Raw genomic sequence first — 17915 nt, forward strand, 5'->3', positions numbered from 1 at the left:
TATAGCCTTTCTTATATTCTAGCTTTTTTATAACATTTTCCTACCGTTTCTCCCCTGCTCTTATTTCGAAATTTTTTATTTAGCTCCATTCAACCTTATTCAAACAGACAGTATATTTCATTCATTTAGATATAATACCAATTTGATTAATAAATTGCTCAACTTAGAGCTACATTAGCAGACTTAGAACAAACAACATTATTTATACATAGTTATTCTATTTATCTGTAATTTTGTGCAGTTATCAGTTTGCTAATGAGCTCCCAAGGGCGAGTTTAAAAGGCTTATTGGCTTCGTTATTTATTTTGACAAGGGAGTAACCATTCTCTTCAATCAATGCCTTGCATATAAGCCTTTTAATTCTCGCTAAGTGATCAATTAATTAATCAACTTGGTATAATTCCCTATACCTACTTAAGTCATCTAATGCTTTTTATTTCTCTCAAAATAGTGACTATGAAAATTTAATAATACTGAACGACTAGGTGTGAACCCAAATTTAATAATTTATAAAAGACATAAAAAAACGAGCTAAATTAGCTCGTTTTTCAGTCAGATTAAATTCTATTTAATATTTAGAACTTACCACGTACGCCAACAGTGTAACGACGATCTGCTTCACTATATTGCCAGTTGCTACCTAACTCGGTAACCTGGCGAATTGGCTCACCAGTTAAATTAACCGCATTAGCTACAAGAGTAATGTTGTCATTCAAGTCATAACTTGCTGAGAAATCAACTTGACCACGAGCATCACGGTAGTTATTGCCTAGAGTAACATCAGTTATAGTACTATCAGCAAGAGCGGCTAATGCACCTACAGGGCGAACACGTTTCTCATCTTGAGTATCTAAGTACTTGTCACGCCAGTTATAAGCTAAACGAATTTGAATACCTTCGTGCTCCCAGTAAACTTGAGTATTAAAGGTATTATTAGAAATATCTAATAATGGGTTACCATCTGGTTGCTTACTATATGCGTATGTGTAGTTTACATTAACGCCTAATCCAGCCCAAGCACCTGGTAAGAAATCAAGCTGTTGTTGGTATGCTAACTCTAAGCCTTTAATAGAGCCACTTCCGCCATTAACATCAGTATCAATAACAATACCTGTTAAACCAGCAGCTTTCTGAGCTTCAACAAAAGCTAAATCTTGGCCAACACCCGCAGTAACAAGATTATCTTGACTTACACCTGCAACATCTAACAGACACACATCTATAAATTCATTTACGTTCTGACCTGTAACTGTTTCAGGATCAGCAACACAAGAACTACTACTTTGAGTGAAAGATTTAACATCTTTGTAGAATAGAGCTGCAGATACAAGTCCACCTTCACCAAAGTAATGCTCTATACCTAAATCGTATTGAGTTACACGGTAAGGGTCTAGTTGATAAGAGCCTTGTGTACCAGTTACAAGCGAGTTATCAATATTTAGTGCTGGACTTAACTCACCAAATTCAGCTCTACGCATTACTTTTGCAGCAGCAAAACGTAAAACGGTATCATCATTTAGTGTATATGTTGCATTAATACTTGGTAAGAAATCTGAATAGTCGTGCTCTTGTGACTCATCAAAAGTAGCCGATGTTAAATCTGTAGTTACGTAACGAGCACCAACAACGGCAGTAAGTTCATCAAAGTCTAAATGAAACTGAGTATAAATAGCTCTAGTTTCTTCTTCAATATGCGCATATGAACCTGTGTTGCGAACCATATTGTCATCAAGCGAACCTGTTAATTCATGGCTAGTGCCAGCAAGCATTTGCTTAACTCTGTCGTAAGTACCATTAATATCGTATGCTAATAATGCACCGTCATATACATAGTAATTAGTTAATGCGTTATTTCCAGCAATACCACTTTGATCGAAAGAGTTATCATGGTTAATCGCTTTAAATCCACCATACGAATCATTAAAGTCATCAACCCATACAGGAGTTACAACACCATCAACTGTAACACTTGTTTGTAAGTTCTTAAGTTCGTCACCATTATTTCTCAGGTCATGGCGGTCAATTTCGTAATCACGACTTGTAGTACGCACACCAGCTTTAATAGAGCTAATAAACTCTAAGTTTGCAAATGGTTCGGTATATTCTATATCTAAGCGGATTGCTGTTTCTTCATTCTCTGTCACATGTCGTTGATGACTAAATTGACGAATAGCTAAGTTATCAGGATTAAGAAGTGCATCTTCATCTGAGAAGATAATACCAGGAACTTCATTCCCACTGTCTGTCATTGTAAGCGTGAAAAGATGTTCAGTTATCGTGCCATCAGCTTCATATTGATCACGTGAAATAGGACGTAAATTAAATTCTGAATTTCTTCTCTCAGACTCAGATTTTGTATAAGCAATTTCACCAGATATCATTAATTGGTCAGTTAACTGCAATTCACCACCTAGTGCGCTAGATGAAGAGTCATTAGTCGTAAAATCAGACCAAGTTTTAGGTTGCACAAAAACACTACCTGAACCAAAGTTTTGAAGCTGACCTTGTGAATCACCAAATGCATCATCAAGAACTAAATCACTATAATCTTTACTGTCGTTAAGAACCGAATAAGCTTCTTGACCACCATCTAGATCAGTAGCATTAATATCTAAATAAATAAAGCCATCACCACTTTTAGGAGCCCATTGTAAAGATAAGCCATATGCTGTTCTTTCACGTTGTTCTGTTTTTTGCTCTACGGTATTTTGACTTCTTACTAAGAAGTTACCTGCAGGATTGTTTGCTCGATCACTCTCACCGTTACCATCTAAATCAAGTTCAGTAGGTGTAACTAAGTTAATAAACTCGTCTCGACGTAATTCACGATCTTGGTACGCTAAAACAAATGATGCGCCAAAAGTACCTGCATCATCTAAGTCCCAGTTACGACCTGCTGAAATATTAAATTTAGGCGCCCAGTTTTCAGTCTTATCTGCGTATTCACCATCTAATGTGAAAGCAACTAGTGGCTCATCTAATTCTAATGGACGAACTGTTGTCATATTGATCGTACCACCTAAGGCACCTTCAATCATTTCAGGGGTAGGTGATTTAATAACTTCAACTGTTTTTAAGAAGCTTGATGGAAAATCATCAAGGCTAATACCATCACGACCAGCACCAGAAGTTGAACGACCATTTAATTCAACACGGTTTTGTGAAATACCACGAATGGTTACTCCATTTCCGACACCAAAATCTGTGCTAATTGAAACGCCTGTAATACGCTGTAATGCTTCTGCAATATTATTATCAGGTAGTTTACCAATATCTTCAGCAACAATGGCATCAACAATACGAGCGTCTGTACGTTTAAGTAATGCAGCAGCCTTCATACTACCTAATATGCCTGTTACTTGTATTACTTCAATATCATCATAATTTTTTGTTTCTGAAGCTTCTGCTGCGTATGCTGGCATAGCTAACATAGCAACGAGAGCAGAACTATAAAGTGCTGACTTGTTTTTATTAGCTGAGCGACTTTTTTGTAACGCTGAGCTAATTTTATTTAATTTTATTGTCATATTAAATTCCCCTAAACCGATTTATGAAAATAGTAAAATAAAACTGATGATTTTTTGTTTTTATTATCACCAGTTCAATAATCAACCTCAACTTAACCAACATCATGACCATTGTCAATCAGTTTGACCTTACCAATTAACAAATAAATTACAAATATTTGAAGTTAGCTTTAATACCAAAAGTTCTTTATAAATATTTATTTACTCGATTCTAACTAATCCTTGAATTTGTAAATAATGATTTATAAAGCGTAGATTAAACTCTCTGTAAATTTGAGTTTTAATCTAACATCATGAATATAAAGATTAAGAAAATTCATTTGTAGCTATAAACTACAGTATATTCAATAGTAAAAATTCTCCCTCCCTCTTCTTTTTATAAATAATTGAATTAATAATTAAGTCATGCTTTTATGAATTTAAAATGCGTTTATAAAAAGTAAATTTATATTATGAAAAGTTAATAATATTTAATTAGTCATTAGACTTTCTCTTATATTCAATTAATAAACACAAATATTTATACAGTTTTTTCATAAATTATCGGCCAAATTATTTTTTATTTTCTTTTATTTGAATTTTATACTTGAAAGTATTAATCAAGATCTCCATTATTTAGTTATGACGAATGATTACTATTAAATATTGATGAAAAATACACTCCAACTCATATTGCTTTTACCTTGCATACTATTATTTTCTTTCGAAAGTAATAGTGCTATTGCTGAAAGCGATTTGTGGGATGTTGAGCAATCAATACAAGAAACCATTAGTGACATAGATAGCCATGATATTGATTGGGCTATTTATAAATATGAATTAACCTCCCTTCCTCGCTTTCCTGAAGAGCAATACACCTCTAGTGATGCTTCTATAATCAAAGCAACGCTAACTTATAGCCTTATTCGTGCTCCGCCATTATTCGATATTTAAACCTTTACATTAAATAGAAGATTACTTTTACATAGTTAAAACTTCCCCTTTAAGTACATGAGTATTTATTGCCGAAAGTATCTATGGATCTAAGTCTTCGCACCTTTAAATATCGAACAAAGTACAGAGGCTATTATGAAAAACCTAAAATTAGTTAACATAGATAATATCGACTACATCGTAAAACCTGATGACTTCGAACAAGTCACCTTAAAATCACCTGCTACAGCTATATTCACTGACTTTAAACAGTTTAACCCTTCAAGTATTACAGAAAATACTAAAGCAGTAGATGCATTAGATTTAATGTTAAAAACCCATGTTCACCTTAATCTTGTTATATCTGAAAATGATGATTTTGTTGGTGTAATTACTGATTCAGATGTTTCTGAACAATCGATTATGCATGAGATCACATTAGGTAATACAAGAGAAGAAATCTTAGTTAGCGATTTAATGTTACCTAAAGACAAGATTATGACTTTTGATATTTCACAGCTTGAACATGCGACCGTTGCAGATGTAGTAAATACTTTAAAACAAAATGGCTTACATCACTGTTTAGTAATGGATACCTATAATCATCATATTCGCGGCATCATATCTTCTAAAGAAATTGAACGTAAATTACACATTCCTATTGATATACCAAAGAATGTTGTTTTCGCTAAAAGATTTAATGAGATGAATGTTATTAATGCTTATTAGATGAACTGAGGTGTGTATTAATCGCTTCATGGTAACTTGGTGAGTAAACCCTAGAGCTTTGTATTTTGATTAACTGAATTAGTTCAGGTTAACTAGAAAGGAGAAAACAAAACCCTTAAACATTAAAAAAGGCCTTCTGAACATTCAGAAGGCCTTTTTAGATCAATATTATTAAATTATTTTAATTAGGTAAAGCAAACACGTTGAATGTAATGCCCAATAAATAGATTAATTTAAGCGATATAAGTCATTATCAATAAAAGCTTGGAAAACGTCTTGTTCAACGATTGCGCCTTTATGTTGAATAACTAAAGCCGCTGAAGCCGAAGCTAACTTTATAGCGTCATTGCTATTCGTACCAGCAGTACGAGCACCGACAAATACACCATTAAACGAGTCACCTGCCGACGTTGTATCAACTACATTTTCAACAGGAGTTATCGCAATATCAGTGCGTGTATTGTCTTTAATATACACTACACCTTTCTCGCCATTTTTAATTACTAACTCATCAAATGTATAAGCTTCACTAAATGTAATAACTTCTTCAGCCGTGTTTAATTGATATAGCTGTTTAAAGTCATCTACACCTGGTAACGCTATATTACTTAATGTAAATGCTTGATGATATTCCTGCTTAGCTTCATCAGGAGAACTCCACATTCTTGCACGATAATTAGGATCAAAAATTATCGTTACACCTGCAGATTTCAATTGTTCAACCATTTCCCAGAATTTTGGACGATCTTCTGGTGTAATAACAGCTAATGAAATACCTGAGAAGAAGAAAACATCACCTTGTGACATTTTCTCTATTTCTGCTGAATCAATCGATTTCATTACTTGTCTAGCAGCTGAGTTTTCACGCCAATAAGTAAAAGTTCTTTCACCTTCACTATCAGTTTTAATTGAATATAAGCCTGCAATTTTATCAGTAGAGCGATAAACAAAATCTGTTTCTATATTTTGTTGTTGAAAGTATTCAACCATATTCGAGCTAAATTCATCAGTACCTACAGCCGTAACTATATTTACCTTCATATCAGCAAAAACACGCTTTAAATAGACTGCTGTATTGAATACATCACCAGCAAAAGATTGCTTTAATGTTTGTGGCAATTGAGCATTAGGTGAAACGTTTAATAGTTCCACCATACACTCACCAAATAAAAAGATATTTTTCATTCAGCTTACTTCCTTTTTAAAGGTTTTAAAGGTTTTAAAGGTTCAATTTTTGGAATTAGTATCCATACTGCAGCTATAGCAATAACAGCTAAAGAAGCACCAATCACAAATGCTGGAGTGTAGTTACCATCAGCAGTAAGAATAGGTACTAATGCAGTTAAGCCTAATGCGCCTAATTTAGCCGCCATACCAGCGAAACCTGAAAGTGTACCAACAGCTTTTTTACCATATAAATCACTTGGTAAAGTTTGGACATTACCGATAGTCGTTTGGAAACCAAACAAGATAACAGCCATAATAATTACAGCAGTAGTTGGCCCACCAGGATTAGCCATAGCTAAAAGTGCAGGTAACATGATCAAACAGCCTAAAGTAATAGTTAGCTTACGTGTTTTATCCGTATTCCAGCCTGCTTTTAAACGATTTTGCGCAAGAAGACCACCAAACCAAGCACCAAACATAGCACCGACATAAGGTACCCAACCGTATATACCAATAGATTTAACATCCATGCCATATACTTCGTTTAAGTAAATAGGGATCCAAAAAACAAATAACCACCAGATAGGATCGATTGCTGCAGAAGCTATAATTACACCCCAGCTTTGCTTACGTGAAAGTAACTCACGTGTAGTTGGATTATATTCTTCTTCCTCTTCACCAAAAGAGTCACTAGCATCAGTGTTACGCTGACCTGTTAAAATATATTCACGCTCTTCAGCTGTGATCCAAGGATGAGATTTAGGTGGAGCTTTAACTAAGATAATCCAAGGGATAAGCCATAATAGACCGACTAAACCTATCACAACAAAAACCATCTGCCAGCTAAAATAAACAGTTAAGTAAGCGATCAATGGAATAGCAATAATGCCACCAATTGCTGCGCCAGAGTTAAAAATACCTTGAGCTAAAGCACGCTCTTTCGTTGGAAACCAGTCAGCATTACTTTTTGCTGCACCAGGCCAGTTACCAGCTTCAGCAACACCTAAAATAGCACGGAATATACTAAAACTTAGTACGCCCTGAGCAAATGCATGGGCTGCAGTAGCAAGTGACCAAACACCAATAGATAAAACAAAACCTAAACGTGTACCTACCCAGTCAAATATTTTACCAAAAATAGCCTGACCAAACGCATAAGACAATATGAAAACAATTGAGATGTTTGCATAGATTTGTTTACGTTCTAAAGCCGACTCGTCAGGGAAAAGATCCTCTACGATATCTGGCCATAATACGCTTAGCGCAGAACGGTCAATATAGTTAATAACAGTAGCTAATGCGATTAAAGCAATTACCCACCAACGTAAGTTTTTCAATTGCATTAGATGCTTTCCTTATCAGCAGGCTTTGGTAAAAGCCCTTCTTCTACAAAATCTTCACGTGGAGGACTAAAAGTATCAATTAGAATACCGCCAGTTGGACAAGTAGCACCATGATCAGCATATGGAGGAATTAAACAGCTATCGCCAGGCTTCATTACTTTAGTTACACCGTTAATATTGAAATGAAATTCGCCTTCAACAATATAAGTCACTTGAGAATGTCTATGCGCATGGTTATAACCAATAGCACCTTTTTCAAACCAAATTTTTACGGCCATTAACTCTTCGTTATAACCAAGCATTTGACGCTTTAAACCGCCGCCTATGTCTTCGATTTCTGTTTCGTTACCGAATGAAAAAATTTCACTTTGACTCATGATGAACTCCTACTATTTTTATTTCGAAAAATTAAATTATCCGTAAATTCAAAGTTGTTTTTACAAGAAAATTAATTATGTTTTAGTTTGTTAATTTTTTACTTTTAAAAGCTAAACTAAATTTAAGAAATACAACATGACAATTTTATGATGTTATATTTATTTATTTTTAGACACTCTCTTTTAAAATATTATCTCTAATTATTTTATTTTATTATTGCTAATAATTGCAGTGTGCGCACCACTTGCACGTAATTCAACAACACTTGGTTGTGGTGTATTATTCAATGTATTGTTAGTGATATACGTTATAGGTTCGCCAACAGTATGCTCTACGTTGATTACCGCTGTATTTTCAAAAGTATTATTTTCAATAGTAGAAACCTGTACACCATGTAATAAAATTGCAGATTTAGATTTATTACGTTTGCCGTTACCTACATTGTTAATTTTATTATCTTTTAATAATAAGTGAGGACCAAAAGTACTTTCATCAGAACCACCACGATATAAGTTAACTAAGATACCTTCAACATTTTTGAATTCATTATTTTTTATGTTTAAGTACTCGGCATTGTATATACCAAGGTCGTCAGTTTCTTTATTTAATCTAAATATATCACCAGTAATGTTTTCAAAAGTATTGTTTTCAATATCAATTGATAAAGCAAATGCGCGGCTACCTGAATCAAAGAAGTGGAATGAATGGTTAATGTTTAAGTCTTTAACTACACTATTTTTCATTGCAAAACGGTAGTTTTTGAACATACCCCATTTAGCTGTTCTTACAAAAGTATTACCTGAGTAATCAGCACTATTTGCACCACTCACAACAATACCATCAATGCTCAAACTACCACCATTATTAATTTCAAATAAGGTAGAACGACCAAACTCAACAGTTACCATATGACGATTTTTTGCTTGAATTGAAATTGTTTTTTCAAGCTTGATGATTTTCTCAATCGTATAGTTACCATCTTCTAATACTAATGTATCACCTGATGCTGCTTGCTCAATCGCTTGATATAAAGATTCGCCACCAGCTTTCACTGTCGTTGTTTTTCCTGAACCAAATTCAACTTCTGGTTCTACTTTCTCGTACCAAGTTGTACCTGTTTGGTTTTTCTGAGTTGGTTGAAGGTTTTTAGATACACCCGCATTAGTTGGATTATTAGTTGGGTATAACAAACCATTTGCAGCTCTCTCTAAAACTAGAGTTTGTGGTGCAATACCTGAAGTAATTTTATTATCAGTTAACTTGTTAGAGATATTGTCTTTAAATGTAACGCCACTAATATCATCAAATACTGAAAATGGAGCTTTTCCATTTTTATTATAAAATAAGTTATTTGAAACAGTACTGTCTTTAGGAACGGCTGAACGTTCAGCATCAGAACCTGCAGCTAAATGTACATGGTCAACATTGATAATTGAATTGTTTGCTATTTTTGCGTTAACCACTTGATGATAACGATTAATACTAGAGTTTGGTACACCGTTCATTACCGTTAAACCACTACCAAAACGGTAACCAGTTAAACCTTCTAAATAGTTATTACGTACAGTTTGATCTCTGTTTATTACACGAATACCACCTGTATGGTCAACACCATTACCAAAGAACACGTTGTTCTCAATAAGGTTACCATTACCATGGCGAAGTGTTAGCGTACCGCGTGATTCAAAAAAGGTGTTATTAACAATCGTGTTTTTACCTGATTTAACTGAAATGATTTCAACTTCACCATTACAACGGTCAAAGTAGTTATTTTCTACTAATGTAAATGAATTAGTTAATGAATGATGACTTGTACCAATTCTTAATGTTTCACCACCGTTAGATCCAAAAATTGGTCTAGGGCCAAAATAGTTATGATCTATTTTATGGTGATTTTCTTGACTATCTTCTGTAGTCAAACGAACAGCAACCGTAACACCTTTGTTACGTTTACCGACTAAATGATTATGATCAAAACGGTTGTATTGTCCGTAAATACCTACCCAGTAATCTGCTTCGAAACGATCTGGGTTACTGTAATTATCTATAACAACTTCTGTTACACGTGAATGATATGCAAGATCATCTTTATTACGTCTAAATGAAATAACTTCACTACTTGGTGTAAAACCATTTTTAAATACTAAACCAGAAACAACTAAATGCTTACCTGCTATGCGCAAGTTAGAGCTACCAGACAAAATCACTTTGCCTTTAGTTTCAGCTGTTAATGTAATTGGAGATTGTTCTGTACCCATTCCTTTAAATAAAATCTCAAAGTCTTGCCATACACCATTAGCCAACATGATAGTGTCGCCTGGCTTAACGTCTTTTAACGCTTGATCGTATGCCTGAGGAGTATCAACTAGATGAATATTACTATCGACACTAGCTATATTAGTACACGCAAACAATGTACACAGAACTAACAACGTAAATGTAGTAAATACGTTAGACATTTTGAAATAATGCATAAGGGACTCTTTATAATCTTTAAACGAGAAAATTTAGGGCCTCATATGATTAAACATGAAACCCTAACTTATAGAGGTTGGTAGTAAATATAAACTCACTACAACTAGTACTTTCAACTTAAAACTTAGCTTTAATACCAACAAAGAACTTACGGCCTGAATAAGAATAGTATGAAACAGTTCTCGAGCCACGAGTCATTACTTGTGCTTATTCTAATACGTTCAGTACTTTTAACTTCTATTTCGACTTTGTTATTCTTAACTTCTATTTTAGTATCTGCTTCAGCCGCAAATACAGACGTAGCTAAAGAAGCACTAATGCAGCGCCAAACAATACACCTTTATTTTTTTATTGGTGCACTTGCTTTTAGCGCCGTAGTAATTTTATTTACATATTTCCTTACTTTGACATCTATTTTATATTCACTTAAATGACACCATAGATCAGTGGGTATTACCTTACTATCATAAACTAACCAATCACACCCCCCTCTGTCAACCGTTTTGTTATACCAATTAAACAACAAATCAAGCTCCGCTATATTACCAAATATACAAACTGGTATATTAAGCCCTTTAACCAGCAATAGTTGTACAGCCTCACAGTAGTTTGCTAGCTATAATCTCTTTGCTATGGCTTTTGTAAATAGATACTATATAAACAATGTGTTTAAAAATGTTGTAATAGTAAAGGAAGTAAAATGAAGAATCGTCGATTGTTTTGGCGTATTGCTGAAAGTATAGAAACCTCTATCGATAAAGGTGAATATACTGTTGGAAGTCGCCTGCCGCCAGAGCGTGAACTTGCAGAAAAATTTGATGTGAGTAGACCGACTATTCGTGAAGCAATTATAGCGCTCGAAGTAAGAGAAAAAGTCCAAGTAAAAACGGGTTCGGGTGTATATGTATTACAAAGTACGAGTCATTCTGATACAAGTAAAGACATTAGCGCTTTTGAACTAACTCAAGCCAGAGCCTTAATAGAAGGTGAAGTTGCAGCCCTAGCAGCTACATGCATTTCTGAAGAAGAGCTTGATGACTTACATAAAACCTTAGTCATGATGGAAAGCTCAAAAAAAGCGAGCAGTATCGAAGAAGCAGATAAGACCTTTCATAGTATTATCGCAAACGCGACACGTAATGGCGCTATGATTATTTCAGTTAATAACTTATGGGCATTACGTGAATCAACAATTGAAATTATCGAAGAATATAAAAATGTTTGTAGCAAAGATAGTGAGTTAACTTTGAGTGAACATACTGCAATATATAATGCATTAAAAGAAAGAGATGCTGCTAAAGCTCGTCTAGCTATGCACCGCCATTTTAATCGTTTGATCAATAGCTTATTTGACACAATCGAAACAAAGTCACTTGAAGAAGTTCGTCGTAAAAATAATGAAAAAAGAGGTTTATACTCTCTGGAAAGCCTAATTAAATAACTTTTTAAGCTATTTCACCCCTTTCAAACCTCTATTACCAATTTTTTTTATGCATAAAAAAAGCCTCAAATATGAGGCTTTTTTACTATCTAATCAAACAACCTATAAGGTTGCTAAAGATTATTTAGCTAATTTAGTATTAAAGTAATCAAAGATTACTGGAACATCGTTTTGACCAAGACCAGCATCAACTGCAGCCTGTAGGTTAGCAGAAGTACCTTGAGCAATTAAAGACTCACCACCTAAATCTGAAACCATTTGGTTAAAGTAACCAAGATCTTTGTTTGCGTTAGCAACTGAGAAACCTAACTTCTCTTCACCATCTACAGCATAAAACTTAGTAAACTGCATGAATGGAGAGTTAGATGGACCAGCTGACATAATATCAAATAATTGTTGACCGTCTACACCAGCAGCTTTTGCAACAGCAAATGCTTGTGACATAGCAGTAACCGTAGTCATACCGATAAAGTTATTGATTAACTTAGTAGTGTGACCTGCACCTAGTGCACCAAGGTGAAATACGTTTTCGCCTTGCTCGTCTAATACTGGTTTAACTTTGTTGAAAGTATCCATGTCGCCAGCAGCCATGATGTTTAATAAACCATCTTTAGCGTGTGCAGGAGTACGACCTAAAGGAGCATCGATCATGCCACAGCCTTTAGCAGCAAGGTCAGCACCAATTTTACGAGTTGAATCTGGGATTGAAGTACCAAAATCAATTAATGTTTTGCCTTCGCTCATACCAGCTAAGATACCGTCTTCTGCATATACAACTAACTCAACAACTTTTGAAGTAGTTAGTGCAAGCATTACGATGTCACTTTTTTCAGCTAATTCTTTACCAGTAGCAACTTCAGTAGCGTTACCACGAGCAAGAACTTTAGCAACAGCATCTTTATTAAGATCCATTACGTTAACTTGAAAACCACGTGTTTGTAGGTTTTCAACCATGTTGCCGCCCATAAGGCCAAGTCCAATGAAACCTATGATAGGTTTTGTCATATCTAACTCCTAAATATATTGATTTATGTTTAACTGAGTGTGAAAAAATTCACCTCATGGGTTGGTATGCTAGATACCGATTTTTCAGTTTTTCATCAATAAATACTATTAATAAAGAACCATTAAATTTATACATTGTCTTTATAATGCTAAAGACATAAATACATGAGACAAATATAACCAAACAAAAAACCATTGTCAAACCAATTAGCAAGCATATACATTACCAATGTAATTATTTTTTAAATTAAAAAGATAACAATGCTAATTTAACGCGTTATTTATAAACAAACTGCCCATAAAGTATAAAAACAGATAATGTAATAAACGCCTATACTTTTAACATAAACCGATTTATAACCTTTAAAATCTAGATTATGCTGCTATGATATGGGTAACAAATGATATTTTCAGTACATTTACCAATCAAAAAACAGTGGTAATACCAATAAAATAAAGATACATTACCGAAATAAGAAAAATAAACATTTAAACTTAATACACATTACTAACCAATAAATTACCCAAGTTTAGGCGAGTAAAGTAAGTTTAAAGAACAAGGTAAGAGGAAAACAAATGAAAAACCGTCGATTATTCTGGCGAATTGTCCAAGGCATAGAATCTTCTATAAAAAGCGGAGAATATACCGTAGGTAGTAGATTACCAGCAGAACGTGAATTAGCTGAAAAATTCAATGTAAGTAGACCCACTATTCGAGAAGCAATTATTGCTCTTGAAGTAAGAGGTCAAGTTGAAGTTAAAACAGGCTCAGGTGTTTATGTAATCGAATCGGCATCATTAGAATCAAATGCAGTGAACGCATTTGAACTCACACAAGCAAGAGCTTTAATTGAAGGTGAAGTTGCGGCTTTAGCGGCAATTAGCATTACTGATGAAGAATTAGAGGCGCTATCTGCAACCCTTGATATGATGGAAAAAAATCAAGATTCAGACAGTATTGAAGAAGCAGATAAATTATTTCATAAAATTATCTCTACAGCGACTCGAAATGAAGCAATGATTTTATCAGTAAAAAACTTATGGTCTTTAAGAGCTTCTACTCGTGAGATTATTGAAGATTATAAAAACGTATGTAGCAGCGATAATAAGCTGACATTAAAAGAACATACGGCTATTTATTTAGCCCTTAAAGAAAAAGATGCAGCTAAAGCTCGTTTAGCTATGCATCAACATTTCAATCGCCTTATTAATACGTTATTTGATGCAATAGAATCTAAAGCATTAGCAGAAGTTCAACGTAAAAATAATGAGAAAAGAGATTTATATTCTTTAGAAAACCTAGTTAAATAAATGCTAAGTAAATAATTAAAGTAAGTATTGGCTTATCAGTTTATTAAAACCAACAATATCAAAACTACCTTTAATTTCAAAATTTACTTGGCCTAATTCACTTATATATAATTGAATTTCACAATCTAAGTCAAGTGTGCCAGATGTCTCGATAGAAAATGCGTTAATCTTGCTATACGGTAATGAGGTGTAATCTACCTTAGAGCCCGTTATACCTTGTACGTTAGCGGATATGACTCTCTTGTTGGTAAACACGACTTGGTCTCGAATACTTTTAAAAGTAGCAAATATTTCCTCGCCATCAATTAAAAACACATGAAAATCTTCTCTCGCCTCATCGTTATCAATAGGCTTTAGCTTAAATACTGACGAATTTTTAAAGTCGATCATAATAGTTCCTTCCTTTTAATGATTATACAAAAAATTACTTATAACACTTGTTTCAACTCAATAATTTAAATGATGCCTGCATAATTTTGACGAGCAAATTTATACTATATCTATAATATTAAAAACGCTACCGAAGTAGCGTCTCAGGATTATTACCCCTTATTAAAATGAGTTAAGGTTAATAATCAATTTGTCATCATGAGTTGATAGTAATGAATATCTTATTCAGCGATATATTCAACAACTTCTAAACCAAAACCTGATAATGAGTGGTATTTAGTTTGCGAGCTTAATAAGCGCATTTTGCTTACACCTAAATTAGATAAAATTTGCGAACCTACACCTACATTACGCGATCCAACATGACGTTCTACATCTTTAACCGCTTCACCAGCATCTTGTTTAGCATATTTTTGAACTTGAGCAATTAATGATTCTGGAGATTCATGCTTACCTAATAATACAAGTACGCCACCTTCATCAGCTATTCTCTTTAACGCATCAGCCATTGGCCATTTAGCAACACTTTCACGCTCGCTCAACAATAAGTCTCTAAATGTGTTTTCAAGATGAACACGAACTAAAGTAGGTTCATCAGCTTTAATTTCACCTTTGGTTAAAGCAAAATGTGCTTGTCCATCAATGGTGTCTTTAAATACGGTAAGATCAAACTCACCAAAAGCAGTTGGTAATTTACATGATGAAACACGTTCTATTGTTGTTTCATTTGCATTACGGTATTCAATCAAATCGGCAATCGTGCCCATTTTTATGTCGTGCTTTTCAGCAATAACTTCAAGATCTGGACGACGTGCCATGCTGCCATCTTCGTTTAAAATTTCAACAATAACAGATGCAGCTTCTAGCCCAGCTAATCGAGATAAATCAACAGAAGCTTCGGTATGACCCGCTCTATTTAAAACACCACCATCTTTAGCCATTAAAGGAAAAATATGTCCAGGTTGAACAATACTTAAATGGTTAGCATTAGGTCCAACAGCCGCTAATACAGTCTTAGCACGGTCTGCAGCTGAAATACCTGTAGTAACACCTTCAGCAGCTTCAATAGATACGGTAAAATTTGTACTAAATTGTGCATTGTTATTATCTACCATTAACGGCAGTTTTAACTGAACACACTTTTCTACTGACATAGGCATACAAATCAAACCACGACCATGAGTTGCCATGAAGTTGATTGCTTCAGGTGTTACCTTTTCAGCAGCCATAATGAAGTCACCTTCATTTTCACGATCTTCGTCATCCATTAAGATAACCATCTTACCCAGAGCGATATCATCAATAATCTCTTGTGGGGTATTTAATTTCATATCAACCTCTTTATTTGATAAAACCATTACGTGCTAACAAATCATGTGTAACACCAGATTGCTGAGTATTCTCAGCGGTTTTATTGGTAAGTAACCTTTCTATATAGCGCGCTATTAAATCAACTTCTACATTTACTTTAGAGCCGACTTTGTAGCTGCTAATAATCGTTTCTTGCGTTGTATGTGGTACAACCGTTAGTCTAAATTTACTGTCGCTTAACCCATTAACCGTTAAGCTTGTACCATCAATAGTGATCGAACCTTTTTCAGCAATATACGCGGCTATATCATTCGGCATCGCAACCCAATAATGAATACTATTTCCATCATGTTCTATTGCGACAATTTCAGATAAAGCATCTACGTGCCCAGAAACCATATGACCACCGAAACGAGTCGTTGGTAACATAGCTTTTTCTAAATTAACTTTTTGACCACTTTTGTAATGAGCAAAGCCTGTTCGCTTTAACGTTTCATTTGAAACATCAGCACTAAAAGTACTTGTACTTACATCAACAACCGTTAAACAAATACCATTAGTGGCAATAGAATCACCTAATTTAACATCTTGCATATCCAGCAAGCCTGTTGATACTGATATTCTAGCGCCTTGCGCATTAACTTGTACGGTATTTATTTGACCAACTGCTTCTATTATTCCAGTAAACATGAGTAACTCTTGTTAGTTTAGCTATTTAATAAGTCTTCTGACTTTAGTTTTTATGTATTTTCGCTGTTATGCGTATATCTTCGCCTACCATACGCACATCAGTATAAGTTAGTTTTTTAGCTTCTGATAAAGCTTGAATATTATTCATATTAAGTAAACTTTTTCCGTCTGCTCCCATTAACTTAGGCGCTTGAAAAAGAATAAACTCATCAACTAAGTTTTGCCCTACAAATGCTCCAGTTAGTCGGGCACCCGATTCAATCAACACATCATTCAAACCACGTTTACCTAAGGTAGATAAAACAGCCTTTAAGTTTAATTTTTTAGGCGCTGTACTTTGTGTTTCTAAATTATTTATTGCTGACTGAGTGATTTCTAACTCATCATTAAAAGGAGCACTGATATGTTCTACAAAATGTGGCCATTTATGGCTGTTTTCAATGTTATGAGTGAATATAATTACAGGTGATTCAATAGAAAAAAGCGCTAAGTCAGGCGTTAATCTATTTTGAGAATCGATAATAACGCGAATAGGTTGGCGTACACTTTCTTGTGCATAGCTATTTTTAAGATCGCCTAACTCACTCCAACGCACATTCATTTTAGCATCATCAATTAAAACAGAATCAGCTCCAGTAATAACAGCACAGCTTTGTGCGCGTAAGCGTTGTACATTTCGTCTCGCTGCAGATCCTGTGATCCACTTACTTTCACCGCTAGACATGGCGATTTTACCATCAATGCTCGACGCTAATTTACAACGAACATAAGGTAATTTAGTTGTCATTAATTGAATAAAACCAACATTTAAGCTTTTAGCTTCTTGCTCTAATAAACCGTATTGTGTAGTTATACCTGCGGCTTCAAGCATTTTCAAACCATTACCTGAAACTTGAGGATTTGGATCCACCATAGCCGCAATTACGTGTTTTACACCCGCTTTAATTAAACCTTCAGCACAAGGTGGAGTTCGGCCATAATGACTACACGGTTCAAGAGTTACATAAGCCGTAGCGCCTATAGTACTTTTACCTGCCTGCTTGGCTTGCATCAGAGCATTCACTTCAGCATGACCCTGCCCTGCTTTAACGTGATAACCTTCACCTACAGCTTCATTATCTTTAACAAGTACACAGCCCACTCTCGGATTAGGAGACGTTGTATAATGAGCACCTTTTGCTAGAGACAAAGCTCTTTGCATATACTCATAATCTAATGCTGTGAATCTTTTCATAA

Annotated in this window: 15 protein-coding genes; 5 read left to right on the plus strand and 10 right to left on the minus strand. The window is 34.6% G+C overall.

What is annotated here, in order from left to right:
* Positions 1 to 575: 575 nt before the first annotated feature.
* Entirely contained in the window at positions 576 to 3431 is a 2856-nt protein-coding gene (locus tag ACPUVN_RS13015) for a TonB-dependent receptor (RefSeq protein ID WP_426370570.1), read from the minus strand.
* Positions 3432 to 4175: 744 nt separating this feature from the next.
* Between ACPUVN_RS13015 and ACPUVN_RS13020 the strand changes: the two genes are divergently transcribed.
* The gene (locus ACPUVN_RS13020) at positions 4176 to 4460 is read left to right on the plus strand and encodes a hypothetical protein (protein ID WP_426359898.1); all 285 of its coding nucleotides are present in this window, start codon (positions 4176 to 4178) and stop codon (positions 4458 to 4460) included.
* Positions 4461 to 4595: 135 nt separating this feature from the next.
* Positions 4596 to 5168 carry a CBS domain-containing protein gene (locus ACPUVN_RS13025; RefSeq protein WP_426359897.1) on the plus strand — a complete coding sequence of 191 codons (573 nt, stop codon included), beginning with the start codon at positions 4596 to 4598 and terminating at the stop codon, positions 5166 to 5168.
* Positions 5169 to 5396: 228 nt separating this feature from the next.
* Here ACPUVN_RS13025 and ACPUVN_RS13030 read toward each other — a convergent pair whose 3' ends face one another.
* The 4 genes from ACPUVN_RS13030 to ACPUVN_RS13045 form a co-directional block, all read right to left on the minus strand.
* Entirely contained in the window at positions 5397 to 6353 is a 957-nt protein-coding gene (locus ACPUVN_RS13030; protein ID WP_426359896.1) for a sugar kinase, read from the minus strand.
* 5 nt (positions 6354 to 6358) lie between these two features.
* Positions 6359 to 7678 (minus strand): MFS transporter, encoded by a 1320-nt coding sequence (locus ACPUVN_RS13035; RefSeq protein ID WP_426369224.1) that lies wholly within the window; start codon positions 7676 to 7678, stop codon positions 6359 to 6361.
* Positions 7678 to 8055: a cupin domain-containing protein gene (locus tag ACPUVN_RS13040; protein WP_426359894.1), complete on the minus strand. Its 378-nt coding sequence runs from the start codon at positions 8053 to 8055 to the stop codon at positions 7678 to 7680. Before ACPUVN_RS13040 ends, ACPUVN_RS13035 begins: the two co-directional genes overlap by 1 nt.
* Before the next feature lie 201 nt (positions 8056 to 8256).
* The gene (locus tag ACPUVN_RS13045; RefSeq protein WP_426359893.1) at positions 8257 to 10530 is read right to left on the minus strand and encodes a chondroitinase-B domain-containing protein; all 2274 of its coding nucleotides are present in this window, start codon (positions 10528 to 10530) and stop codon (positions 8257 to 8259) included.
* A gap of 171 nt (positions 10531 to 10701) precedes the next feature.
* Here ACPUVN_RS13045 and ACPUVN_RS13050 point away from each other — a divergent pair, with 171 nt between their 5' ends.
* Positions 10702 to 10965 (plus strand): hypothetical protein, encoded by a 264-nt coding sequence (locus tag ACPUVN_RS13050; RefSeq protein ID WP_426359892.1) that lies wholly within the window; start codon positions 10702 to 10704, stop codon positions 10963 to 10965.
* Positions 10966 to 11231: 266 nt separating this feature from the next.
* A complete protein-coding gene (locus tag ACPUVN_RS13055) occupies positions 11232 to 11972 on the plus strand; it encodes a FadR/GntR family transcriptional regulator (protein ID WP_426359891.1) in 741 nt (246 codons plus the stop codon).
* A 120-nt stretch (positions 11973 to 12092) separates the two neighbouring features.
* On the opposite strand, the gene ACPUVN_RS13060 is transcribed toward ACPUVN_RS13055, so the two are convergent.
* Positions 12093 to 12977: an NAD(P)-dependent oxidoreductase gene (locus ACPUVN_RS13060; protein ID WP_426359890.1), complete on the minus strand. Its 885-nt coding sequence runs from the start codon at positions 12975 to 12977 to the stop codon at positions 12093 to 12095.
* A gap of 576 nt (positions 12978 to 13553) precedes the next feature.
* On the opposite strand from ACPUVN_RS13060, the gene ACPUVN_RS13065 reads away from it, so the two are divergent.
* Positions 13554 to 14288: a FadR/GntR family transcriptional regulator gene (locus tag ACPUVN_RS13065; RefSeq protein ID WP_426359889.1), complete on the plus strand. Its 735-nt coding sequence runs from the start codon at positions 13554 to 13556 to the stop codon at positions 14286 to 14288.
* 15 nt (positions 14289 to 14303) lie between these two features.
* Here ACPUVN_RS13065 and ACPUVN_RS13070 read toward each other — a convergent pair whose 3' ends face one another.
* The 4 genes from ACPUVN_RS13070 to ribD all read right to left on the minus strand — a co-directional run bounded on the left by ACPUVN_RS13070 (position 14304) and on the right by ribD (position 17913).
* The gene (locus ACPUVN_RS13070) at positions 14304 to 14678 is read right to left on the minus strand and encodes a PH domain-containing protein (protein ID WP_426359888.1); all 375 of its coding nucleotides are present in this window, start codon (positions 14676 to 14678) and stop codon (positions 14304 to 14306) included.
* 221 nt (positions 14679 to 14899) lie between these two features.
* Entirely contained in the window at positions 14900 to 16009 is a 1110-nt protein-coding gene (gene ribBA / locus ACPUVN_RS13075; RefSeq protein WP_426369225.1) for a bifunctional 3,4-dihydroxy-2-butanone-4-phosphate synthase/GTP cyclohydrolase II, read from the minus strand.
* 10 nt (positions 16010 to 16019) lie between these two features.
* Entirely contained in the window at positions 16020 to 16679 is a 660-nt protein-coding gene (locus ACPUVN_RS13080) for a riboflavin synthase (protein ID WP_426359887.1), read from the minus strand.
* Positions 16680 to 16722: 43 nt separating this feature from the next.
* A complete protein-coding gene (gene ribD, locus ACPUVN_RS13085; RefSeq protein ID WP_426359886.1) occupies positions 16723 to 17913 on the minus strand; it encodes a bifunctional diaminohydroxyphosphoribosylaminopyrimidine deaminase/5-amino-6-(5-phosphoribosylamino)uracil reductase RibD in 1191 nt (396 codons plus the stop codon).
* Positions 17914 to 17915 lie beyond the last annotated feature (2 nt).

The sequence above is a fragment of the Pseudocolwellia antarctica genome (assembly GCF_049933045.1).
Classification (GTDB): Bacteria; Pseudomonadota; Gammaproteobacteria; order Enterobacterales; family Alteromonadaceae; genus Pseudocolwellia.